This is a genomic window from Sphingobium sp. FG125 (assembly GCF_057809795.1).
This window is the reverse complement of sequence record NZ_JBMDKQ010000003.1, coordinates 1-20,474: the sequence shown is the minus strand read 5'-3', so window position 1 is coordinate 20,474 and position 20,474 is coordinate 1. Positions and strand designations below refer to the sequence as shown.

Genomic DNA, 20,474 nt, shown 5'->3' with positions numbered 1-20,474 from the left:
GGAGGCACTTCGCTCCGCTCAGTGGATGGCTTCGACAAGCTCAGCCCGAACGGATATAACCTACCGCCCTATTGCCCCACTTCGCCCTCGCGCCGCATCCGGGTAAAGATATTCCACGTCGCGATGAACAGCGCCGCGATCACCGGACCGATGACGATGCCGTTGAAGCCGAACATCTCGATCCCGCCCAGCGTCGAAATCAGCACGACATAATCGGGGATGCGCGTGTCGCGGCCGACCAGGACCGGGCGCAGCACATTGTCGACCATGCCGATCACCAGTACCCCGCACAGCACCAGCACGACGCCCTGCCAGATCGCCCCGGTGGCGAACAAGAAGAGGGCGACCGGCACCCAGATGAGGCCGGTGCCGATCGCGGGCAGCAGCGAGAAGGCGCCCATCAGCACGCCCCACAGCAATGCCCCCTCTATCCCCAGCATCCCGAACACGATGCCACCGATCAGGCCCTGAACGATGGCGACGACGATGCTTCCTTTGATCGTGGCGCGGATAACGACGACGAACTGGTGGATCAGCGCCTGCCGCTGGCTGGCGCGCAGCGGCGCGGCATCGATCAGCCGGCGCCCCAGATCCTCGCCATCGCGCAGCAGGAAGAAGGCGAGATAGAGCATCACGCCCAGCGCCATCAGGAAACCAAAAGCGCTCTGGCCGATCACCAGCGCCTGCGTCGCCAGCGTGCGGAAACTGCTGGTGATGCCGCGCGTCAGCATCGCCTGTGCCGCGTCGAAATTGGTCAAGCCCCAGTCGCGCAGCCAACGGGTCGCCCAGCCCGGCAGGCTGGCCTGCACCTGCGCGAACAAGCGGGCAAAGTCGATCTCGCCCGACTGGATCTTGCCGTAAAAATAGGCCGCTTCCTGCAACAGCGCCATGGCGAGCACGATGGCCGGCACGATGACGATGCCGATGATTAGCAGCAGGGTGATCAGCGCCGCGCTGTTGCGATGGGTCGGCATGGCCGCCAGCAGCCGCTTGTTGACCGGCGCGAACAGGATCGCCGCAATCACCCCCCATAATATCGCCGCGAAAAAGGGTTCGACCACCAGCGCGAAGCCGATGGACACGATCAGCACGAGGGCGAGGAAAAAGCCATCCTCGATACGGGTGGGCGCAGGGGCGTCTGGGTTCATGCCCTGTCCCTTCGCAAAAAAACGGCGGCAAATCCATCACTGAACCGAACCGGTCCTTGCCCCCTGTCCTTTTATGTATTCGCCCGGTAGAGAAGCCGCTTCATCCGCCGATCGGGAACAGACGCAACGTGGCACGCGAAATCACCGGATTTTCCAACCCGCTGGTGAAGCGCGTCCGATCCCTGCGCGAAAAGAAATTTCGCAAGGCCGAGGGGCTGTTCCTGGCCGAAGGGCTGCGCATCCTGACCGAAGCGCGCGAGGAAGGCGTGCTGCCCGAAATGCTGTTCCATGCCGGATCGACGCATCCGCTGGCGATCGAGCTGATCGCGGCGATGGAGGCGGCGGGTGGCGACGTGATCGAAACATCCGCCGACATATTGTCCAAGATCAGCGGAAAGGACAATGCGCAGGCGGTGGTCGGCGTCTATCGCGACCGGCTGACCCCGCTGGAGAGGCTGGACCGGACCAGCGCCGACATCTGGATCGTCGCGCAATCGCTGCGCGATCCGGGCAATCTGGGCACGATATTGCGCACCGGCGACGCAGTGGGGGCTGGCGGGCTGATCCTGATCGACGATTGCGTCGATCCCTTCTCGGTCGAATCGGTGCGGGCCAGCATGGGGGCGCTGTTCACCCAGTCGATCACCCAGGCGCGCTGGGGCGAGTTCATGCACTGGCTGCGTCAGGGTCCGGGCGAACTGATCGGCACCAGCCTGAAGGCCACCCATGATTATCAAGAACCCCGCTACCAAAGCCCGTCCTTCCTGCTGGTCGGCAATGAGGCGCAGGGGCTGCCGGAATCGTACGAGGCGGAATGCGACCTGCTGGTCAAGATGCCGATGCTGGGCAAGGCCGACAGCCTGAACGCGGCGGTGGCGACGGCGGTGATGGCCTATGAGCTGCTGAACCAGAAACGGAAGAGATAGCGCCCGTCATCCCGGCGAAAGCCGGGATCCCGCTTCTTCGTTGCGCGGGAAGAAAGAACAGGGATTCCAGCCTTCGCTGGAATGACGGATGTTGAATTGATCAGGGGGCAAGAGATGACGAAAACCGACGGCATCGGCGAAATGTGGCGGCACAAGCGGGTGTTGACCGCCAGCCTGGTCGGCACGGCAGTGGAGTTTTACGACTTCTATATCTACGCCACCGCCGCCAGCCTGATCTTCCCCTCGCTCTTTTTCCCCTCCTCTTCGCCCACTGCGCAGCTGATGGCCTCCTATGGCAGCCTGGCCCTCGCCTTCTTCGCGCGACCGGTGGGCGCCGCGGTGTTCGGCCATTATGGCGATCGTGTCGGGCGCAAGGCGACACTGGTTGCGTCGCTGATGCTGATGGGCGGCTGCACCCTGCTGATCGGATTCCTGCCGACCTATGCGATGATCGGTTACTGGGCGCCGCTGATCCTGTGTGTGCTGCGCTTTGGTCAGGGTTTCGGGCTGGGCGGCGAATGGGGCGGGGCGGCCCTGCTGGCGGTGGAAAATGCCCCGCCCGGCTGGCGCGCACGCTTTGGCATGTTCCCGCAACTGGGCGCCCCGGTCGGCTTCATCGCCGCCAATGGCCTGTTCCTGATCCTGGGCGCGCTGCTGACCGAAGAGGATTTTCTGGCCTGGGGCTGGCGGCTCCCCTTCCTGGGCAGCGCGGTGCTGGTGATATTGGGCCTGTGGGTTCGCCTGAAACTCACCGAAACCCCCGAATTTGCCGCCGCCCAGAAAGAAACGCCGCCGCCCGCCGTGCCGCTCGCCACCCTGTTCTCCTCGCATCTGGGCGCGGCGATCGCCGGCACCTTCGCCTGCGCCGCCTGCTTCGCGGTCTATTATATCGCCACCGCCTTCGCGCTCGGCTACGGCACCACGGCGCTGAAGATCGACCGGGAAATCTTCCTCGCCATCCAGCTGGGCGCGATCCTGTTCATGGCGGCCAGCATCATCCTGGCGGGATGGTGGGCCGACCGCACCAGCCCCACCACCGCGCTTGCCTGGGGCTGTGTCGGCACGGTCGTGATGGGACTTGTCTTTGGCCCGATGATCGGCACCGGCGCGCTGCTGCCGATCTTCGCGGCGCTCAGCCTCGCCCTCTTCATGATGGGCTTCATCTACGGGCCGCTGGGTGCCTATCTGCCCGCCCTCTTCCCGATCCAGCTGCGCTATACCGGCGCATCCTTCGCCTTCAATCTGGGCGGCATCATCGGCGGCGCGCTCGCCCCGATCGTGGCCACCTGGCTGATCGGCGCACAGGGTGTCGGGCTGGTCGGCCTCTATATGTCGCTGGCGGCGCTCATCAGCCTTGGCGGGCTGTGGTGGACCAGCCGCCAGCACAGCTTGCCGGATCGCTGACAAACAGCGTTAATCCCGGCTTTACCATGTCGTGGCAAAGCCAGTCGGATGACGATCCGACGCCTTGCCTTTGCTGCCAGCATGATGCTGACCTTGGCCAACGCGCCGACGGCAGATGCTGCGCCAGCAACCGGCGGATCCAGCGCAACCATATTGGGCGGCCTGCGCGTCACCAAGACCAGCGATCTCAATTTCGGGCAATTGGCGGTGCCTGGGCAACCGGGCGTCGTGCGGGTGCGCGCCGACAATAGCCGCACTTGCAGCAACGGGCTGGTCTGCATGGGCAGCGCCAGCGCGGCCTCCTTTACCATCTCCGGGCGGCCAAATGAGCGGGTAGAGATTGATCTCGACCGGTCGTCAGTGGACCTGACCAATGCAGCGGGCAACCGGATAGCGGCCAGCCTCAGCCGGTCCCATTCGTTCATCCGCCTGAACGGGGGCGAAGCGGTGTTCCAGATTTTCGGCACGTTGCAGGTCCGCGCCAATCAGGCGGCTGGCGCCTATCGCGGCAGTTTCAACGTGCTGGTGCAATATCACTGAGGCCGCCGTCGGTCAGTCCAGCGCCTTGCGCATCAGGATCATCGGCACGCCGCTATCCTGAAACGGACGCACATCGACAAAACCAAAGCTGCGGTAGAGCGGCGCGCCCGCCAACGTCGCGGACAATTCCAGCGCGGCGAAGCCTTCGGCCCGCGCCGCGGCCTGACACAGGGACAGGACCAACGTCCCCACGCCTTTGCGAACATGATCGGGGTGAGTGTACATCGCGCGGACCTTCGCCGCCTCGGTCCCCGGATCGAGCAGCCGGTCATCGCGCCCGGCGCTGTGATTGCCGCCATAGGCGGTCGCCCGCCGGCTCCAGCCGCCACAGCCCGCGATCGCACCGCCCTCCTCCACCACGAAATAGGTGCCATCGGCGATCAGGCGACTGTCCAGCCCCATGAAGCCATGGCTGGCCCGCACCTGATCTGGCGTCAGGAACGGCGTTTGCAACCGGTCGATCGCCTGCTGCATCAACGCAGCAAGTATGGCTTCGTCGGCCGGGGTGGCGGGGCGGTGGGTAAGCAGCATATTCTTCTGCTGCATAATCCCCTCGCCTTTTCAATCCCGACCCAGTCTCGTCCGACAATGCTTCAGCAAAAATCGAAGAATCTGTTACATTTATGTAACAGTTAAAACAGATGCCGCGCAAATGTGAAACGACATGGCGGATCGAACCACATCGCCCGTTTTACACTCTAGCAACAAAACCAAGTGCCAGGGGATGGATGGAAAGGCCCATACACCAAAGTAGGGGGCTATAGATGATGAACAATTTACTCGCTGGTGGGCTGACCAAGGCTCTGCTAGCGACTACCGCACTTGCCGCCGTTACGGCACCGGCCTTCTCTCAGACGCCCGCCGCGGAGCCTGCAGTCGAAGCGGATGCGACCATCGTGGTTCTGGGTACGCGCCGCACGGACCGATCCGTAACGGACTCGGCCTCGCCGATCGACGTGATCGGGTCAGCAGAACTGGCAACCCAGCCCGCCGCCGACATGCTCGAAATCGTGAAGAACCTCGTTCCCAGCTTCAACGTCGCGCAGAACGCGATTTCCGACGCTTCCACCTTCGTTCGCGCGCCGTCTATCCGCGGTCTGGCGGGCGACATGGCGCTGGTCATGATCAACGGCAAGCGCTTCAACCGATCCGCGCTGGTGCAGGTAGCGGCCGGCGACCCGACCAACAATCTTTCGCAAGGCTCCGACATTTCGGTGTTGCCCTCCATTGCCTTTGGCGGTCTGCAAATCCTGCGTGAGGGTGCGACCGCGCAATATGGTTCGGATGCCATTGCCGGCGTGTTGAACTATGCGTTGAAAGAGGACGAGGGGCTCGAACTGACCACGCGCTACGGCCAGTTCTACGATAATGGTGGCGACGGCATATCCCGGCAGATCGCGGGCTATGCCGGCGTCAAACTGGGTGATCGTGGCTTCATCTCGGTCGCAGGCGAATATAACAAAGACGACGGCACGATCCGCAACGCGACGCGGCCAAGCGCCGTGGTGTTTGCGCAGAACAATCCGGGTCTGGCCTCGCAATTGCCCAATTTCCCCGGTCCAGTGCAGATTTTCGGCAATTCGCCGGCCGAGGGTTGGAAAGCCACGGTTAACGCCCACTACGATGTGACCGACGCGACTACACTCTATGCGTTCGGCAACTTTGCGCACTCCAAGATCACGCAAAGCTTCAACTATCGTCCGCCCATCACCTATTCTGCGACCGATACGGCCGGCGTCGTGCGCAGTCAGGGCAGGAACACCTCGTTTTCGCACCCGATTTACCTCACTCCTTGCCCGATGGGCAGCGCGACCTGCGCCGCTGGCGGGTTCGTGAAGGATGGCAACACCTTCTCCTTCTCCGACTTGTATCCGGCGGGCTTCACGCCTCAGTTCGTTGGCGTGAAGGACCAGGCATTCGGCGTCCTGGGCATCAAGGGCGACCTGATCGAGAACCTCACGTTCGACGTGTCGGGATCGCTCAGCCGCAACGCGCTGACCCTGTCCATGTTCGACTCGCTCAACGCATCCTACGGCCCGCTCTCGCAGACGAAGTTCCAGTTTGGGTCGCTGATCCAGAGGGAATCCAACCTGAACGCCGATTTCGTCTGGTCGGTCGATGCTGGCCTGGCCAGCCCGCTCACCGTCGCATTCGGCGCCGAGTATCGGAAAGAAACCTATCAGGCGACCGAGGGTGATGAGCAGTCCTACGGCATCGGCCCCTACGCCACGCAGGCGCTGTATGTCCAGACTGCACCGGGTGTCTACGCTTTGGATTCTACCGTCACCATGCCTCCGGGTGCGAGTGGCTATGGCGGTACCAGCCCGGATGCAGCCGACAGCTTTTCGCAGCAATCCTATGCCGGTTATCTCAGCGTGGAAACCGACCTGACTGACGCACTGTCAGTTGGAGTCGCCGGCCGCTATGAGCACTATAATACGTTCGGCTCTGCCACCGTCGGCAAGGTGAACGCACTGTATAAGATCACGCCCGATATCTCGGTACGTGGTACGGTCGGCACCGGCTATCACGCACCGTCGCCGGGGCAGAGCAACGTACAGATCCTGACAACCGCCTTCACCAACGGTGAGCAGGTACAGACGGGAACATATCCCGTCAGCAACGTGATCGCGCAATATTTCGGCGCAACGCCGCTGAAGCCGGAAAAGTCCACCAACTACGGTGTCGGCTTTGTATTCAAGCCCATGCCGAACCTGACGGTGACGGTTGATGGTTATTGGATCAAGATCAAGGATCGTATCGGAACATCGGCGACCCAGACCGTCACTGCGGCGGACATCATTGCCCAGCCCGCCCTTGCGGCGGTCGGGATAGGTGGCGACGTGAACTATCCCACAAGTGCCTATGACTCACGTACCGCCGGTATCGACTTTGTCGGCACCTATCGGACAGGCCTGGGTGCGGGCTCACTCAACCTGACGCTTGCCTACAACTATAATGAGACCAAGGTCACGAAGTTCGATGATACGATCATCAGCGACACCCAGAAAATGGATATTGAAGGCACCATCCCGAAGCATCGCGCTACTTTCACGGGCAACTACGCCATCGGTGATTTCACGCTCACCGCACGCGAGAATTTCTACGGCTCGTTCATTCTGGCAGACGCTTTCCCCGGTCAGACATTTGGGTCCAAATTTACCACGGATCTGGAAGTCAGCTACACCATCGCCGATCATTATACGCTGGCGGTGGGCGCCACCAACCTGTTCAATGCCTATCCGGACAAGATCAAGGCGACGCCCGCCAACCCGATCTATGTGCTGACCAACGGCCTGTCCAACGGTCAGGTCTATCCCAACAGCGGTGGTCCCTTTGGCGCCAATGGCGGCTTCTGGTATGCCCGCCTGAAGGTAAAAATCTGATAGCCAGCACAACGCAAAACGAAAACGGGCGCCGGAAGGCGCCCGTTTTTTTATGCCCAGTTGCCAAGCGGCGAACGTCGCGTTTGCTAAGTGATCAACCCTCGGTGCGCACGTCGCGGCGTTCGGCGATGCGCGCGCGCTTGCCGGTGCGGCCGCGCAGATAATAGAGCTTCGCACGACGCACGACGCCACGGCGGACCACGACGATCGAATCGAGGTTGGGCGAATAGAGCGGGAATACGCGCTCCACGCCTTCGCCGAACGAAATCTTGCGGACGGTGAAGTTGCTGCCCATGCCCTTGTTCGAACGCGCGATGCACACGCCTTCGTAATTCTGGACGCGGCTGCGTTCGCCTTCGACCACCTTCACGCCGACGCGCAGCGTGTCGCCGGGGCGGAAATCGGGAATGTCCTTGGCGAGGGCGGCAATGCTTTCCGCCTCGATCTGCTGGAGGATGTTCATGAAACGTCAGTCCTTCAAGTCGCGTTGCGCGCCAGAGGGCGACTGGACCCGAACGCCGATGTGACGTTCCCAAAGGTCCGGCCGCCGTGACCGTGTATCGACCTCCGCCTGGTGTTTCCGCCAGGCAACGATCTTCGCATGATCCCCCGATCGCAACACTTGCGGGATCGTGCGCCCCTCCCATTCGACCGGTCGGGTATAATGCGGATATTCGAGCAGCCCCGTTTCAAAGGACTCCTCCACCCCGCTGGAAGCCGCGCCCATTACACCGGGAAGCAGCCGGACGCAAGCATCCAGCAGCATCAAAGCGCCCATTTCCCCGCCGGACAGGATGATGTCGCCCATGCTGATCTGCTCGATCGGCCGGGCCTCGAAAATCCGCTCGTCAAACCCCTCGAATCGCCCGCATAATATCGTCGCGCCCGGACCGTCCGCCAGCGCGCGGATGCGGCCCTGGCTGATCGGCGCACCGCGCGGGGTCATGGCGATGACCGGCAGGTCGGGCCGCTGTTCCAGCGCATGGTCGACCGCGCGCGCCAATATATCGGCGCGCAGCACCATGCCCGCGCCACCGCCCGCCGGCGTATCGTCCACGGTGCGGTGTTTGTCGGTGGCGAAATCGCGTATCTGGATCGGCGCGCAGGACCAGCGCCCCTCAGCCAGCGCCCGCCCCGCCAGCGATACGCCCAGCGGCCCCGGAAACATCTCCGGGTAGAGCGTCAATATCTGCGCGGCAAAGCTCATCGCCGCCGCGCACGCAGCCAGGCCGCCGACAGCCCGCCCGCCAGGCACAGCGCACCACAGGCGAGCAGCGCCAGCCCGATGGCGCGCAGCAGGTCGGCAAAGGGCCGCTCAGGGTGGATCAGGCCGGGCAGCAGCACCAATAGCGGCACCGGACACACCAGCGCCACCGCCGCGGCGATCTTGATCCGACGCGACCAGCCAAGGCCGAACAGCCGCCAGCCAGCGGCCAGCATCGCAAGAAGATAGAGAGCGGTAAGGATTTGAGCCATGATCGCCGCTTAGGCGATGGAGGCGGCAGCGTCCAGTTCCCGGCGAAACGCAAACGTCAGCGCGTCCAGTCCTCGACCCGGAGGCCGGGCATGTCGGCGAAGTCGGCCTCGTTGCGGGTCACCAGCGCCGCGTCCAGCGACAGGGCATGGGCCGCGATCAGGCGATCGAAACTGCCCCGCCTGAAGGGAAGCGCCGCATAGGCCTGCGCCGCCGCCTCATCGAAGGGAAGAATAGCGATCTCCGCGACAAAGGCCGCGAGCGCTTCGGGTGGCGGCGGTTTGCCCCGCACCGTGCCATAGGCGAGTTCCGCATAGGTGATCGACGATATGAACAGGCTGCCCGCCGCCTGCTCCGCCATCCGGGTAATCAGCGACGGATAGATGCCGGTAAAGACATAGATGCAGCTATTGGTATCCAGCAGCCGCATCATGCCCCGGACGCATCACGACCCAGCAAGTGCCAATCGCGAGGGGAATCATCGAAGTCCTCGCGCGGCAGAGGCTCCAGCCACGGCGCCTTGCCCGCGAATTTGCTGACGTCGATCTTGCGATCATTCTGTGCTGGCTCGAACGTGAAGCGGCCATGATCCTCGCGCAGGGTCATCTCCGCGCCTTCCTTGAGGCCAAGAGCCTTGGGCAGGCGCAAGGCCAGGCTGTTGCCCGACTTGAAAATCTTGGCCCTATACTCTTCGCTCATCGCAGACCTCCGTATATACGGAAAGTATATACTATTCCACGAACGCCGCGTCAATCACCGCCCGCTCCGCGTCCAGCGTGACCGCGTGCATCGGGGCCATGAAACGTTTGCCGGGCTTGCCGTCCACCGGCGGGCGCTGAACCTCGATAATGTCGCCAGCACCGAAATTCTCGATCGCGATGATCTCGCCCAGCGCCTCGCCATCGCTCGACAGGCAAAGCAGGCCGATGACGTCGGCATGATAATATTCGCCCTCGCCCAGCGGCGGCAGGGCGGAACGCGGGACGGTGAGCGCCGTGCCGCGCATGGCTTCGGCAGCGCTGCGATCGCCGATTTCGGCGAAGCGCGCGACCGCACCATTGGAACCGGGGCGCAGCGACTTCAATGTCAGCCTGCGCCCGCCCGCATCGAAACTGCCATAGGCTTTGAGGCTTTCGACCCCTTCGCCAAACAGTTTCAGGCGGACTTCGCCCGCCACCCCATGCGCACCGATGATCGCGGCGAGAGTGACGGGCTTGTCGGTCAAGAGGATCAGCCCTCGGCCTGTTCGGCAGCCGCTTCTTCAGCGGGTGCTTCGGCAACAGGAGCCTCTTCAGCGGCAGGCGCTTCGACCGGAGCCTTGGCGGCTTCCTCGGCGGCGATGCGGGCTTCTTCGGCCTCGGCCAGCTTGGTCGCACGATCTTCGGCGCGATCCTTGGCCTTCTGGCCCGGCACACCCTTGTTCGGGTTGTTGCGCACGATGCGCTCCTTCACGCCAGCGGCGTCGAGGAAACGGGCAACGCGGTCGGTCGGCTGGGCGCCGGCTGCCACCCAATGCTTGGCGCGTTCCACGTCCAGAACGACGCGCTTTTCGTCGCCCTTGGGCAGGACGGGGTTGTAGCTGCCGATGCGCTCGATGAACTTGCCATCACGCGGCGCGCGGCTGTCGGCCACGACGATGCGATAATAGGGGCGCTTCTTGGAACCACCGCGCGAGAGACGAATGGACGTTGCCATGGAACTTACCTTTCTGACGTAAACTGAAAACGAAAAATTGCTTATTTCTTCATGAAATTCTGAAAACCGGGCGGCAGTTTGGGCATGTTACCGCCCAGTCCGCCAAGGCCGCCCAGCCCCGACAGGTCAGGCGGGCCACCAGCTCCGCCATCAGGACCACCCAATCCGCCCATGCCACCACCAGTGAACATCTTGGCCAGCCCTTTGAGGCCACCCATCTTGCGAATCTTTTTCATTGCGCCTTCCATTTCCTGATGCATTTTCAGGAGCCGGTTGACTTCCTGCACCGTGGTGCCGGAGCCTTTGGCGATGCGGATCTTGCGCTTGGCGTTGATGAGCGCCGGGCGTTCCCGCTCCTTGGGCGTCATCGATCCGATCATCGCGTCGAGATGGATCAGCGTCTTGTCGTTCGCGCCGCTGTTGGCCATCGCCGCCTGCGCTTTTTTCAGGCCTGGGATCATCCCCGCCAGCGCGCCCAGCCCGCCCATCCGGCGCATCTGACCCAGTTGCGCGCGCAGGTCGTTCATATCGAACTGACCCTTGGCCATTTTCTTGGCCAGCTTGTCGGCCTCGTCCGCATCGATGCTCTCGGCAGCGCGCTCGACTAGGCTAACGACGTCGCCCATGCCCAATATACGCTGCGCGACCCGCTGCGGGTGAAACACCTCAATCGCGTCGAGCTTTTCGCCGGTGCCTGCAAATTTGATCGGACGACCCGTGACCGCGCGCATCGACAGCGCCGCACCACCGCGCGCGTCGCCGTCCATACGGGTCAGCACCACGCCGGTCAGCGGCACCTGTGCCGTGAAGCTCTGCGCCACATTGACCGCATCCTGCCCCGTCAGCGAGTCCACGACCAGCAGGATTTCGGCAGGCGTGGCGACATCGGCCACCGCCTTCATCTCGTCCATCAGCGCCTGATCGACATGCAGGCGACCGGCGGTGTCGAGCATGACGACGTCAAAGCCCTGGAGCTTGGCCGACTGGAGCGCACGGCGGGCGATATCGACCGGCTGCTGCCCGGCGATGATCGGCAGGGTGGCGACATCGCACTGGGTGCCAAGCACAGCGAGCTGTTCCTGCGCAGCGGGGCGCTGGACGTCGAGCGACGCCATCAGCACCTTCTTGCGGTCTTTTTCCTTCAGCCGCTTGGCGATCTTGGCGGTCGTGGTCGTCTTGCCCGACCCCTGAAGCCCGACCATCATGATGACGGCGGGCGGGGTCACGTCGATCATCAGGTCCGACGTATCGGACCCCAATGTTTCGGTGAGTGTGTCGGAGACGATCTTGACGACCATCTGCCCCGGCGTGACCGACCGCAGCACGTCGCTGCCCACCGCGCGCTCGGTCGCCTGATCGACGAACTGGCGCACGACAGAGAGGGCGACGTCGGCTTCCAGCAGCGCGATTCGCACCTCGCGCATCGCGGCGCGGACATCGTCCTCCGTGAGCGCACCACGCCCCCGCAGCTTGTCGAATACCCCACCCAGACGATCGCTCAGCGAATCGAACATCATCACCTCAATTGGCCCAAGGGCCTGAAAATCCTTGCATTCCCATCGAACGACAAAATCGCCGGTGGGCGAAACCTCGCCAACCAGCGTCCATACAAAGCGCCTGATGCTGTTCCGTTTTCACGGGCGCGCGCTCAATGGATATGTCAGGGACCGAACGGCACACCGCCCGATTGCAGACGCGCCCATAGCGGAAAGCCCGCCGCCGCGCAAGCAAAGCTACAGCTTGGCCGCGCGCAATATCGCGTTGATCCGCGTCTGCCACCCCGGCCCGGTCGCGCGAAAGCGTGCCAGCACATCCTTGTCTATGCGCAACGCGACCTGTTCCTTGTTGGAGCCTGCCGGACGACCGCCAAGGCGGCGGCGCGCCTCCCGCTCGGCCAATGCCTGCTCGATCGCCGCGACACTGACGTCGCGATCCTCAGGATCGTCAGGATCAGCTGGCAATCCCACTATATAGTCTTTGTTCAGTTCCATTGCTCTTCCTCACCGAAATGAAGCGATGCCTATATTCGCGCATCACATAGATGACGGTCCACAACCTGCCATCAATCAGTCCGATCGCCTTGTATCGCGGCTCTTCATCCTCAATCCTGATCGTTGGAACGATCAGCATTTCGGCATCGAAGAAAACCTCTATGCCAAAGGCAAGCGGCACATGGTGCTTGCCCCGGTTGATCTTGTCTTTCGCAGGATCGAACTCGATTTCCACCTATGTTTATGTATATGCAAAAACATCGCTCGTCAATCACAACCCTTGCCAGTCCCGCAGCTTTCGGCATGGTAGCGCGGCAATCAGGGGAGCAGACCGTCATGAGCTGGACACGCCGCAAGCCGATGGAGGCGATGACGCCGAGCGGCGACCAGCATCGCATGGCGCGCACTTTGTCCTGGCCGCATCTGCTGGCGCTGGGCGTCGGCGCGATCGTCGGCACCGGCATATTGACGCTGATCGGGGTCGGTGCAGACCGGGCCGGGCCAGCCGTCCTCCTCTCCTTTGCGATTGCAGGTGCGATCTGCGCTTGCGCCGCGCTGGCCTATGCCGAGCTGTCGACCATGATGCCCGCGGCGGGCAGCGCCTATAGCTACTCCTATGCCGTGCTGGGCGAAGGCATAGCCTGGATCGTGGGGTGGAGCCTGATCCTGGAATATAGCCTTGTCGTATCGACCGTGGCGGTCGGCTGGTCGGGCTATGCCGCGCCGCTGCTCACCGCGATCGGCTTTCCCGAAACGCTAACGCAGGGACCGGAACTGGGCGGCCTCATCAACCTGCCTGCCATCTTCATCATCGCCGTGGTCGCGGGTCTGCTGATGCTCGGCACCCACGAAAGCGCGCGACTGAACACCATTCTCGTCCTCATCAAGATCGCGACGTTGAGCCTGTTCGTCTGGGTCGCCCTGCCCGCCTTCGACGCGCAGAATCTGGAGCCGTTCATGCCGTTCGGCTTTGCCAAGCATATGGGACCGGACGGGGTGGAGCGCGGCGTCATGGCGGCCGCCGCCATCATCTTCTTCGCCTTTTACGGCTTCGACGCCATCTCGACAGCAGCGGAAGAAGCCAAGAACCCGGAGCGGGATCTGGCCATTGGCATCGTCGGATCGCTGGTTGTCTGCACGCTCATCTATGTTCTGGTCGCCGCCGCCGCGATCGGCGCGATGCCCTTCACCCGCTTTGCCGACAGCCCGGAGCCGCTGGCGCTGATCCTGCGCGAAATGGGTCAAGGCAGCGTGGCACGGATCGTCGCCATCGCCGCCGTCATCGCCCTGCCGACCGTGCTGCTCGGCTTCCTCTATGGCCAGAGCCGCATCTTCCTGGTGATGGCGCGCGACGGCTTTCTGCCCCAAAGCCTGGCGAAAATCTCCAGGCGCGGCACGCCTGCGCGGATCACGATGGTGACCGCCATACTGGTCGCGATCATCGCCGGACTGCTGCCGATCGACGAGATCGCCGCATTGGCCAACGCCGGCACGCTGATCGCCTTCACCTCGGTCGGCCTGTGCCTGCTGGTGCTACGCCGTCGCCTCCCCGACATGCGCCGCCCCTTCCGCACGCCTGCCGCCTGGTTCGTTGGCCTCGGCGCAATGGGCGGCTGCGCCTATCTGTTCATCAGCCTGCCGATGCAGACGATGTTGGCCTGCCTGGGATGGAATGCGGTGGGGCTGCTGGTGTATTTTCTCTATGGGCAGAAGCGGGCGACGGCGGCGGCTGGTCTCAGGCCGCCAGCGGCTTGACCGACAGTTCATCGGCATGGTCTCGCGCGACAGCAAGATCATGGCGTATCTGCATCCGCATCAGCGTATCGGCGTCGATGCCGAACAGCTTTTCAAAGCGGATCGCCATGTCAGCCGTCAAATCCTGCCGCTGGTTGAGCAGGCGACTGACGGTCTGCCGCGTCACTCCCAGATGATCGGCCAGATCGCCGATCTTGAGGCCATGCGCCTCTACCATTTCAGTCCTCAGCCAGTCGCCGGGATGGACCGCCAGCGAAGCGTGCATCTTAAGCGCCATGATAATCCTCCAAATCCATATCGATCAATGCCCCCTCGTCATTCATGCGAAAGGTCAATCGCCAATTGCGCGTAACCGTCATTGACCATGTGCCAGCCCGGTCCCCGGTCAGGGTATGCAGACCATAGTTGGGCGGCTGAGCCAGCACATCCAGAGACGGTGCCGCATCGATGAAAGCCAGCATCTTGCGGAGCCTGCCAACATCGCCCACCAATCCTTTGGCGTTACCCGTCTCGAAAAAGCGACGCAGCGCTTTATGCGCAATGCTCTCAATCTCCATATGTAACGTTATACGTTACAATGCCCAGCATGTCAACCCAGACGTTACATCGCGGCAGCCACTGGCCTTTTCCCTTCCCTCCCATTACATGCGCCCCCATCATGGGACGCTTTTCCAAAATGCATGGCCTGGGCAATGATTTTGTCGTGATCGACGCGCGCACCGACGCGGTCGAGATGACGGAAGGCCGCGCCCGCGCCATTGCCGATCGTCATGCCGGGATCGGCTGCGACCAGCTGATCCTGATCGGCAATGCGCCCGACGCCGACGTGTCGATGCAGATATTCAACGCCGACGGCAGCGAGGTCGAGGCGTGCGGCAACGCCACCCGCTGCGTGCCCTTGTTCGTGGGCCGCGACGTGCTGATCCGCACGCAGGCGGGCCTGCTGGATGCCAAGGCGGTCGATGGCGGCGCGAGTGTCGATATGGGCGCGCCGCGCTTCGAGTGGGACGCGATCCCGCTCGCCTACGCCATGGACACGCTGACCATGAGCGCCAGCTGGGAGGATTTGCCCCCGCCCGCCGCCGTCAATGTCGGCAACCCCCATGTCATCTTCTTCGTCGATGATCTGGATGCGGTGGACACCGCCCGGCTTGGCCCGATTATCGAGACGGACCCGCTCTTCCCTGCCCGCGTGAACGTCAACTTCGCGCAGGTCGTGGACGACAATCATATCCGCCTGATCGTGTGGGAACGCGGCGCTGGCCTGACCCGCGCCTGCGGCACCGGCGCTTGCGCCACCGCCGTCGCCGCCGTCCGTCGCAAGCTGGTCAGCGGCCCCGTGACCGTCAGCCTGCCCGGCGGCGACCTCATCATCGACTGGGCGCCGGGCGGCACGATCCGCATGACCGGCCCCGCCACCCATGTGTTCGATGGCGAGGCCGACTGGTCGCGCTTCTAATGAGCGGCCCCGACATCATCACCATGGGCTGCCGCCTCAACATTGCCGAGAGCGAGGCGATCCGCGACATGGCGGCGGATCAGGACGATCTGATCGTCATCAACAGCTGCGCCGTCACCGCCGAAGCCGTGCGCCAGACAAGGCAGGCGATCCGCCGCGCCCGCCGCGACCGGCCCGACGCGCGGATCATGGTCACCGGCTGCGCCGCGCAGACCGAGCCAGAAACCTTCGCCGCCATGGCCGAAGTCGACATGGTGGTCGGCAACCGGGAGAAGATGGAGGCGGCTTCCTATCTCCCAGACCCCCGGCGACAGTCAGACCATTTTTTCTCTGCGTCTTCTGCGCCTCTGCGCGAACAGAATATTTTGCGCGCAGAGGCGCAGAGGACGCAGAGAGAAGAAGAAAGCGAAAACCCGGCATTCGCCGGGATAACCCTGGAGAAAGTCCGCGTCGCCGACATCATGGCCGTGCGCGACACCGCGCCGCATATGGCCAGCGCCTTTGCCGATCATGCCCGCGCTTTCCTGGAGGTGCAAAATGGCTGCGACCATCGCTGCACTTTCTGCATCATCCCCTATGGCCGGGGGAACAGCCGCTCCGTCCCTGCCGGGGCCGTAGTCGAGAAGGCGAAGGAACTGGTCGCGGCGGGGTACAAGGAAATCGTGCTGACCGGGGTGGACGTCACCAGCTACGGTCCCGACCTGCCCGGCAACCCGTCGCTGGGCCTGCTGGTCGAGCGCATCCTGAACGGCGTGCCGGACCTGCCCCGCTTGCGCCTCTCCTCCATCGACAGCGTGGAGATTGACGATCGATTGTTCGACCTGATCGCCCACGAACCCCGGATGATGCCGCATCTGCACCTGTCCCTCCAGGCGGGCGACGACATGATCCTGAAACGCATGAAGCGCCGCCACAGCCGCGCCGACGCCGTCCGCATCGTTGATCGACTGATCGCTGCGCGCCCGGACATCAGCATTGGCGCAGACATCATCGCCGGTTTCCCGACCGAGAATGAGGCGATGTTCGCGGGCAGCCTGGCGCTGGTGGCCGACTGCCGCATCGTCCACGGCCATATCTTCCCCTACTCGCCGCGCACCGGCACGCCCGCCGCGCGGATGCCGCAAGTGGACCGCGCCATCATCAAGGCCCGCGCCGCCCGGCTGCGCGCCGCCTGCGAAACCCAGCGCACCGGCTGGCTCGCCAGCCTGGTCGGCACCCGCCAGTCGGTGCTGGTCGAGCGCAGCGGGCTTTCCGGCCATGCCGAAAATTTCGCCCCGGTGCGCTTTGCCACCCCGCAGACGCCCTCCTCTATCGTGCGCGCAACGATCAGCGGCCTTGAGAATGGCGCGCTGATCGCGCAAGAGGCCAGCCATGACAGATAGTGGCACATCCTGGCGCGATCGCCTGTTCGGCGGCCTACGGCGCACATCCGACAAGCTTGGCGAAAATCTGACCGGCCTGTTCGGCAAGGCCGCGCTCGACGATCAGACGCTCGACGAGATTGAGGAAGCGCTGATCGTATCCGATCTTGGCCCGGCCATGGCGGGTCGGGTGCGCGAACGGCTGGCCGAAGGGCGGTTCAACAAGGAACTGACCGAGGAATATCTGCGCGAGATCATCGCCGAGGAAATCGAAAAGGTGCTAGCCCCGGTCGCCCGCCCGCTGGAGATCGAGGCCTTCCCGCGCCCGCAGGTCATCCTCGTCATCGGCGTCAACGGGTCCGGCAAGACCACGACCATCGCCAAGCTGGCGCATAATTTCCTGGAACAGGATTATGGCGTGATGCTGGCGGCGGGCGATACGTTCCGTGCCGCCGCGATTGGCCAGCTCAAGGTGTGGGCCGATCGCCTTGGCATCCCCATCGTCGCGGGTAAGGAAGGCGGCGACGCGGCGGGTATCGTGTTCGACGCGGTCAAGCAGGCGACCGCCACCGGCATCGACGTGCTGATCGTCGATACCGCAGGCCGGCTCCAGAACAAGAGCGAGTTGATGGACGAGCTGGCCAAGATCCGCCGCATCCTTGGCCGATTGAACCCGGCGTCCCCCCACGACGTTGTGCTGGTGCTGGATGCCACCACGGGACAGAATGCGTTGAGCCAGATCGAGGTTTTCAAAGAAGTCGCCCATGTCACGGGCCTGGTCATGACCAAGCTGGACGGGACCGCGCGCGGCGGCATGCTGGTCGCGGCGGCGGAAAAATATCGCCTGCCGATCCATGCCATTGGCGTGGGCGAAAAGATCGAGGATCTCCGCCCCTTCGACGCTGGCGACATGGCGCGGGCGATTGCCGGGACCGCTTATGCGCGGTGATGAGCCTCAACCGTCACCCCAGCGAACGCTGGGGTCCCTCTTCCTTTTGCCCGACCTCAAGAAAAGCGGGATGCCAGCCTTCGCTGGCATGACGGAGTAAAAATGGCCGACACCAAACCCGCCAACAGTCCCGCTCACAGCCCTGGACATGGGGGCACGCTCAGCCTGGCGCTCGATTTCGGGCCGCTGCTGGTGTTCTTCCTGGGCTATAAATTCTTAGGGATGATCGTCGGCACCGGCGCCTTCATGGCGGCCATCGTCGTCGCGGTGATCGTATCGAAATGGAAACTGGGCAAAGTGTCGCCCATGCTGTGGCTGTCCGCCGCGCTGGTGCTGTTTTTCGGTGGCCTGACCATCTATTTCCATGACCAGAGCTTCATCCAGATCAAGCCGACGATCATCTACAGCTTCTTCGCGCTGATGCTGTTTGGCGGGCTGCTGCGCGGCAAGCCGCTGCTCAAATATCTGCTCCAGGCCGCCTATGATGGCCTGTCCGAAACCGGCTGGCGCAAGCTGTCGCGCAACTGGGCGATCTTCTTCGTCGCCATGGCCATCGCCAATGAAGTGATGCGCCGCACGATGAGCTTCGACAGCTGGCTGGCGGTCAAGGTGTGGGGCGTGACCATCGTGTCGGTGGTCTTTGCCGCCGCCAATATCCCGATGCTGATGCGCCACGGCCTGAACCTTGGCGACAAGCTCGACAGCGACGAGATTGGCGGCACGTCTCCGCCGCAGGGTTGAGGGCCGACCCATATCCTCACCCCGTTCGTTTCGAGGCAAGGTCCTGGAGTCCCAGTTGACCTGCTTAGCGCGCCCCCTGATCCTCCCCTGCAAGGGGAGGTGTCGGGCCGAAGGCCAGACGGAGCGGTGTCACCCTATCGATAGCGCGACACCCCTCCGTCAACCCTACGGGTTGCCACCTCCCCTTAAAGGGGAGGATGACATAGCCCCGACACATATTCCGCCCTCAACCGCCGTTGAAGTTGATCATGCAATAGAGCATCGCCAGCGACAGCAACGTGTTGGTGCGCGAAAAGATCATCGCGGTAACCGCCGCCTTGGCCTTCACCGCATCTTCGGCAGGGACCAGTCCCAGCGCCTTCTTCTGGTTCGGCCAGATCACGAACCACACATTGGCCGCCATGATCAGCGCCAGCCACATGCCGATGCCGATCAGCACGAAGCCCGGCTTGAAGGTCAGCGCCTCGACCAGATAAAAGCTGCGCCAAGCGATGACCACACCGGTCAGAACGGTGAGCGCGGCCGACCAGCGAAAGAAGAACAAAGCCGACGGCGCGATATATTTGGACACGCCCGGTTTCAACTCCGCGGGCACTTTGGGCATGGTCGGGATCTGCACGAAGTTGAAATAATAGAGCAGGCCGATCCAGGTGATGCCGAAAAACAGATGGAGCCAGCGCAAAATCGCCTGCTCCGGTATCGTGTTCGCGGGAACCGCGAGGATCACCAGCAGCGCAAGGACAAGCCCCGCCGCCAGCACGAGATGCAGATTGCCGAAAAACTTCGCCATGACCCTACCCCCATTTTTCGGCCGCCGCATGTATCGGGCGGCCTGACCGGAAAGTCTATGTCATCGTTACGGATATGTCACATGGATATTTCCTCAATTTAGAACGAAAATATCCTGTTTTCCGCAGCGCAATAAGCCTGCTACGGGCACGGAGCCTTAAGGCCGCAGCTTCGTTATGTGGCCAATCCCATCCATGAACCGAGGAGTATTTCATGGCCTTCACCCTGCCCGCCCTGCCCTATGCCAAGGATGCTTTTGGCGACATCCTGTCCGCCGAAACCTTCGACTATCATCATGGCAAACATCACAACGCCTATGTCGTAAAGGCCAATGAACTGGTCGCCGCCGACGCCGCCCTCCAGGGCAAGTCGCTGGTCGAGCTGATCAAATCGTCCAAGGGCGGTCTGTTCAACCAGGTCGGCCAGATCTGGAACCACAGCTTCTACTGGCTGTGCCTGTCGCCTGAAAAGAAGGCACCGTCGGGCAAGCTGCTCGACCTGATCAACGAAAGCTTCGGGTCGGTCGATGCGCTGGTCGAAAAGCTGAAAGCCGAAGCCGTCGGCCATTTCGCCAGCGGCTGGGCCGCGCTGATCCTCAAGGACGGCAAGCTGGAAGTCACCTCCTATCATGACGCCGACACGCCGGTCGCTCATGAAGGCCATGCGCCGCTGTTGATCCTCGATGTATGGGAACATGCCTATTATATCGACTATCGCAACCTGCGCCCGGCCTATGCCGAAAAGCTGCTGAAGGAAGCGATCGACTGGGACTTCGTCGCGCTCAACCTGGACGGCGAAGGCGTCAGCCGCGCCGACCAGCCGGGCTGATCCAAGTGCCGTGGCCCTGCGACATTGC

The 20,474-nt window shown here is 63.0% G+C and carries 25 protein-coding genes; 10 read left to right on the top strand and 15 right to left on the bottom strand.

Annotation, left to right across the window (positions count from 1 at the left end):
- Nucleotides 1–68 precede the first annotated feature (68 nt).
- Nucleotides 69–1,148 (bottom strand): AI-2E family transporter, encoded by a 1,080-nt coding sequence (locus ACODSR_RS03290; RefSeq protein ID WP_489073704.1) that lies wholly within the window; start codon nucleotides 1,146–1,148, stop codon nucleotides 69–71.
- 128 nt (nucleotides 1,149–1,276) lie between these two features.
- Between ACODSR_RS03290 and ACODSR_RS03285 the strand changes: the two genes are divergently transcribed.
- The 3 genes from ACODSR_RS03285 to ACODSR_RS03275 all read left to right on the top strand — a co-directional run bounded on the left by ACODSR_RS03285 (nucleotide 1,277) and on the right by ACODSR_RS03275 (nucleotide 4,018).
- Nucleotides 1,277–2,074: a TrmH family RNA methyltransferase gene (locus ACODSR_RS03285; protein ID WP_489073702.1), complete on the top strand. Its 798-nt coding sequence runs from the start codon at nucleotides 1,277–1,279 to the stop codon at nucleotides 2,072–2,074.
- 114 nt (nucleotides 2,075–2,188) lie between these two features.
- Nucleotides 2,189–3,478: an MFS transporter gene (locus tag ACODSR_RS03280; RefSeq protein WP_489073700.1), complete on the top strand. Its 1,290-nt coding sequence runs from the start codon at nucleotides 2,189–2,191 to the stop codon at nucleotides 3,476–3,478.
- Nucleotides 3,479–3,526: 48 nt separating this feature from the next.
- On the top strand, nucleotides 3,527–4,018 hold the full coding sequence (locus ACODSR_RS03275) for a DUF4402 domain-containing protein (protein WP_489073698.1): 492 nt from the start codon (nucleotides 3,527–3,529) through the stop codon (nucleotides 4,016–4,018).
- A 12-nt stretch (nucleotides 4,019–4,030) separates the two neighbouring features.
- Here the strand turns inward: ACODSR_RS03275 and ACODSR_RS03270 are convergent, their stop codons facing one another.
- Nucleotides 4,031–4,549 (bottom strand): GNAT family N-acetyltransferase, encoded by a 519-nt coding sequence (locus tag ACODSR_RS03270; protein ID WP_489074142.1) that lies wholly within the window; start codon nucleotides 4,547–4,549, stop codon nucleotides 4,031–4,033.
- Nucleotides 4,550–4,782: 233 nt separating this feature from the next.
- On the opposite strand from ACODSR_RS03270, the gene ACODSR_RS03265 reads away from it, so the two are divergent.
- Entirely contained in the window at nucleotides 4,783–7,404 is a 2,622-nt protein-coding gene (locus ACODSR_RS03265; RefSeq protein ID WP_489073697.1) for a TonB-dependent receptor plug domain-containing protein, read from the top strand.
- Between the two features lie 94 nt (nucleotides 7,405–7,498).
- On the opposite strand, the gene rplS is transcribed toward ACODSR_RS03265, so the two are convergent.
- The 10 genes from rplS to ACODSR_RS03215 form a co-directional block, all read right to left on the bottom strand.
- On the bottom strand, nucleotides 7,499–7,867 hold the full coding sequence (rplS, locus tag ACODSR_RS03260) for a 50S ribosomal protein L19 (RefSeq protein WP_217673508.1): 369 nt from the start codon (nucleotides 7,865–7,867) through the stop codon (nucleotides 7,499–7,501).
- A gap of 6 nt (nucleotides 7,868–7,873) precedes the next feature.
- Nucleotides 7,874–8,611: a tRNA (guanosine(37)-N1)-methyltransferase TrmD gene (gene trmD / locus ACODSR_RS03255; RefSeq protein WP_489073696.1), complete on the bottom strand. Its 738-nt coding sequence runs from the start codon at nucleotides 8,609–8,611 to the stop codon at nucleotides 7,874–7,876.
- On the bottom strand, nucleotides 8,608–8,880 hold the full coding sequence (locus tag ACODSR_RS03250; RefSeq protein ID WP_489073695.1) for a hypothetical protein: 273 nt from the start codon (nucleotides 8,878–8,880) through the stop codon (nucleotides 8,608–8,610). Before ACODSR_RS03250 ends, trmD begins: the two co-directional genes overlap by 4 nt.
- 56 nt (nucleotides 8,881–8,936) lie before the next feature.
- A complete protein-coding gene (locus ACODSR_RS03245; RefSeq protein ID WP_489073694.1) occupies nucleotides 8,937–9,311 on the bottom strand; it encodes a type II toxin-antitoxin system VapC family toxin in 375 nt (124 codons plus the stop codon).
- Nucleotides 9,308–9,577, bottom strand: a complete 270-nt coding sequence (locus tag ACODSR_RS03240; RefSeq protein ID WP_489073693.1) for an AbrB/MazE/SpoVT family DNA-binding domain-containing protein — start codon at nucleotides 9,575–9,577, stop codon at nucleotides 9,308–9,310. Before ACODSR_RS03240 ends, ACODSR_RS03245 begins: the two co-directional genes overlap by 4 nt.
- Before the next feature lie 31 nt (nucleotides 9,578–9,608).
- The gene (rimM, locus tag ACODSR_RS03235) at nucleotides 9,609–10,103 is read right to left on the bottom strand and encodes a ribosome maturation factor RimM (RefSeq protein ID WP_489073692.1); all 495 of its coding nucleotides are present in this window, start codon (nucleotides 10,101–10,103) and stop codon (nucleotides 9,609–9,611) included.
- 5 nt (nucleotides 10,104–10,108) lie between these two features.
- A complete protein-coding gene (gene rpsP, locus ACODSR_RS03230) occupies nucleotides 10,109–10,573 on the bottom strand; it encodes a 30S ribosomal protein S16 (RefSeq protein ID WP_489073691.1) in 465 nt (154 codons plus the stop codon).
- A 41-nt stretch (nucleotides 10,574–10,614) separates the two neighbouring features.
- Nucleotides 10,615–12,090, bottom strand: coding sequence for a signal recognition particle protein (gene ffh, locus ACODSR_RS03225; protein ID WP_119747831.1), 1,476 nt, complete (start codon nucleotides 12,088–12,090; stop codon nucleotides 10,615–10,617).
- A 216-nt stretch (nucleotides 12,091–12,306) separates the two neighbouring features.
- Nucleotides 12,307–12,564: a BrnA antitoxin family protein gene (locus ACODSR_RS03220; RefSeq protein WP_489073690.1), complete on the bottom strand. Its 258-nt coding sequence runs from the start codon at nucleotides 12,562–12,564 to the stop codon at nucleotides 12,307–12,309.
- Nucleotides 12,524–12,799: a BrnT family toxin gene (locus ACODSR_RS03215; RefSeq protein ID WP_489073688.1), complete on the bottom strand. Its 276-nt coding sequence runs from the start codon at nucleotides 12,797–12,799 to the stop codon at nucleotides 12,524–12,526. The genes ACODSR_RS03220 and ACODSR_RS03215 overlap by 41 nt, the downstream gene beginning before the upstream one ends.
- 101 nt (nucleotides 12,800–12,900) lie before the next feature.
- Between ACODSR_RS03215 and ACODSR_RS03210 the strand changes: the two genes are divergently transcribed.
- The gene (locus tag ACODSR_RS03210; RefSeq protein WP_489073687.1) at nucleotides 12,901–14,319 is read left to right on the top strand and encodes an amino acid permease; all 1,419 of its coding nucleotides are present in this window, start codon (nucleotides 12,901–12,903) and stop codon (nucleotides 14,317–14,319) included.
- On the opposite strand, the gene ACODSR_RS03205 is transcribed toward ACODSR_RS03210, so the two are convergent.
- Together ACODSR_RS03205 and ACODSR_RS03200 are read right to left on the bottom strand one after the other, a co-directional pair.
- The gene (locus ACODSR_RS03205) at nucleotides 14,300–14,596 is read right to left on the bottom strand and encodes a HigA family addiction module antitoxin (RefSeq protein ID WP_489073685.1); all 297 of its coding nucleotides are present in this window, start codon (nucleotides 14,594–14,596) and stop codon (nucleotides 14,300–14,302) included. The genes ACODSR_RS03210 and ACODSR_RS03205 overlap by 20 nt on opposite strands.
- Nucleotides 14,586–14,876, bottom strand: coding sequence for a type II toxin-antitoxin system RelE/ParE family toxin (locus tag ACODSR_RS03200; protein WP_489073683.1), 291 nt, complete (start codon nucleotides 14,874–14,876; stop codon nucleotides 14,586–14,588). Before ACODSR_RS03200 ends, ACODSR_RS03205 begins: the two co-directional genes overlap by 11 nt.
- Nucleotides 14,877–14,977: 101 nt before the next feature.
- Here ACODSR_RS03200 and dapF point away from each other — a divergent pair, with 101 nt between their 5' ends.
- From dapF to ispZ, 4 genes are all read left to right on the top strand, one after another.
- Entirely contained in the window at nucleotides 14,978–15,778 is an 801-nt protein-coding gene (gene dapF, locus ACODSR_RS03195) for a diaminopimelate epimerase (protein ID WP_489073681.1), read from the top strand.
- Nucleotides 15,778–17,160, top strand: a complete 1,383-nt coding sequence (mtaB, locus tag ACODSR_RS03190; protein ID WP_489073679.1) for a tRNA (N(6)-L-threonylcarbamoyladenosine(37)-C(2))-methylthiotransferase MtaB — start codon at nucleotides 15,778–15,780, stop codon at nucleotides 17,158–17,160. The genes dapF and mtaB overlap by 1 nt, the downstream gene beginning before the upstream one ends.
- On the top strand, nucleotides 17,150–18,088 hold the full coding sequence (gene ftsY, locus ACODSR_RS03185) for a signal recognition particle-docking protein FtsY (protein WP_489073677.1): 939 nt from the start codon (nucleotides 17,150–17,152) through the stop codon (nucleotides 18,086–18,088). The genes mtaB and ftsY overlap by 11 nt, the downstream gene beginning before the upstream one ends.
- A 102-nt stretch (nucleotides 18,089–18,190) precedes the next feature.
- Nucleotides 18,191–18,829 (top strand): septation protein IspZ, encoded by a 639-nt coding sequence (gene ispZ / locus ACODSR_RS03180; RefSeq protein ID WP_489073676.1) that lies wholly within the window; start codon nucleotides 18,191–18,193, stop codon nucleotides 18,827–18,829.
- Nucleotides 18,830–19,055: 226 nt separating this feature from the next.
- Here ispZ and ACODSR_RS03175 read toward each other — a convergent pair whose 3' ends face one another.
- Nucleotides 19,056–19,619, bottom strand: a complete 564-nt coding sequence (locus ACODSR_RS03175; protein ID WP_489073674.1) for a urate hydroxylase PuuD — start codon at nucleotides 19,617–19,619, stop codon at nucleotides 19,056–19,058.
- Nucleotides 19,620–19,831: 212 nt separating this feature from the next.
- Between ACODSR_RS03175 and ACODSR_RS03170 the strand changes: the two genes are divergently transcribed.
- The gene (locus ACODSR_RS03170; RefSeq protein WP_489073672.1) at nucleotides 19,832–20,446 is read left to right on the top strand and encodes a superoxide dismutase; all 615 of its coding nucleotides are present in this window, start codon (nucleotides 19,832–19,834) and stop codon (nucleotides 20,444–20,446) included.
- Nucleotides 20,447–20,474 lie beyond the last annotated feature (28 nt).

Excerpts from the sequence above, each read along its gene's own strand:
- ACODSR_RS03290 (WP_489073704.1), bottom strand. The coding sequence starts at position 1,148 with ATGAACCCAGACGCCCCTGCGCCCACCCGTATCGAGGATGGCTTTTTC.
- ACODSR_RS03280 (WP_489073700.1), top strand. The coding sequence starts at position 2,189 with ATGACGAAAACCGACGGCATCGGCGAAATGTGGCGGCACAAGCGGGTG.
- ACODSR_RS03275 (WP_489073698.1), top strand. The coding sequence starts at position 3,527 with ATGACGATCCGACGCCTTGCCTTTGCTGCCAGCATGATGCTGACCTTG.
- ACODSR_RS03270 (WP_489074142.1), bottom strand. The coding sequence starts at position 4,549 with ATGCTGCTTACCCACCGCCCCGCCACCCCGGCCGACGAAGCCATACTT.
- ACODSR_RS03265 (WP_489073697.1), top strand. The coding sequence starts at position 4,783 with ATGATGAACAATTTACTCGCTGGTGGGCTGACCAAGGCTCTGCTAGCG.
- rplS (WP_217673508.1), bottom strand. The coding sequence starts at position 7,867 with ATGAACATCCTCCAGCAGATCGAGGCGGAAAGCATTGCCGCCCTCGCC.
- trmD (WP_489073696.1), bottom strand. The coding sequence starts at position 8,611 with ATGAGCTTTGCCGCGCAGATATTGACGCTCTACCCGGAGATGTTTCCG.
- ACODSR_RS03250 (WP_489073695.1), bottom strand. The coding sequence starts at position 8,880 with ATGGCTCAAATCCTTACCGCTCTCTATCTTCTTGCGATGCTGGCCGCT.
- ACODSR_RS03245 (WP_489073694.1), bottom strand. The coding sequence starts at position 9,311 with ATGATGCGGCTGCTGGATACCAATAGCTGCATCTATGTCTTTACCGGC.
- ACODSR_RS03240 (WP_489073693.1), bottom strand. The coding sequence starts at position 9,577 with ATGAGCGAAGAGTATAGGGCCAAGATTTTCAAGTCGGGCAACAGCCTG.
- rpsP (WP_489073691.1), bottom strand. The coding sequence starts at position 10,573 with ATGGCAACGTCCATTCGTCTCTCGCGCGGTGGTTCCAAGAAGCGCCCC.
- ffh (WP_119747831.1), bottom strand. The coding sequence starts at position 12,090 with ATGATGTTCGATTCGCTGAGCGATCGTCTGGGTGGGGTATTCGACAAG.
- ACODSR_RS03220 (WP_489073690.1), bottom strand. The coding sequence starts at position 12,564 with ATGGAACTGAACAAAGACTATATAGTGGGATTGCCAGCTGATCCTGAC.
- ACODSR_RS03210 (WP_489073687.1), top strand. The coding sequence starts at position 12,901 with ATGAGCTGGACACGCCGCAAGCCGATGGAGGCGATGACGCCGAGCGGC.
- ACODSR_RS03205 (WP_489073685.1), bottom strand. The coding sequence starts at position 14,596 with ATGGCGCTTAAGATGCACGCTTCGCTGGCGGTCCATCCCGGCGACTGG.
- ACODSR_RS03200 (WP_489073683.1), bottom strand. The coding sequence starts at position 14,876 with ATGGAGATTGAGAGCATTGCGCATAAAGCGCTGCGTCGCTTTTTCGAG.
- dapF (WP_489073681.1), top strand. The coding sequence starts at position 14,978 with ATGGGACGCTTTTCCAAAATGCATGGCCTGGGCAATGATTTTGTCGTG.
- mtaB (WP_489073679.1), top strand. The coding sequence starts at position 15,778 with ATGAGCGGCCCCGACATCATCACCATGGGCTGCCGCCTCAACATTGCC.
- ftsY (WP_489073677.1), top strand. The coding sequence starts at position 17,150 with ATGACAGATAGTGGCACATCCTGGCGCGATCGCCTGTTCGGCGGCCTA.
- ispZ (WP_489073676.1), top strand. The coding sequence starts at position 18,191 with ATGGCCGACACCAAACCCGCCAACAGTCCCGCTCACAGCCCTGGACAT.
- ACODSR_RS03175 (WP_489073674.1), bottom strand. The coding sequence starts at position 19,619 with ATGGCGAAGTTTTTCGGCAATCTGCATCTCGTGCTGGCGGCGGGGCTT.
- ACODSR_RS03170 (WP_489073672.1), top strand. The coding sequence starts at position 19,832 with ATGGCCTTCACCCTGCCCGCCCTGCCCTATGCCAAGGATGCTTTTGGC.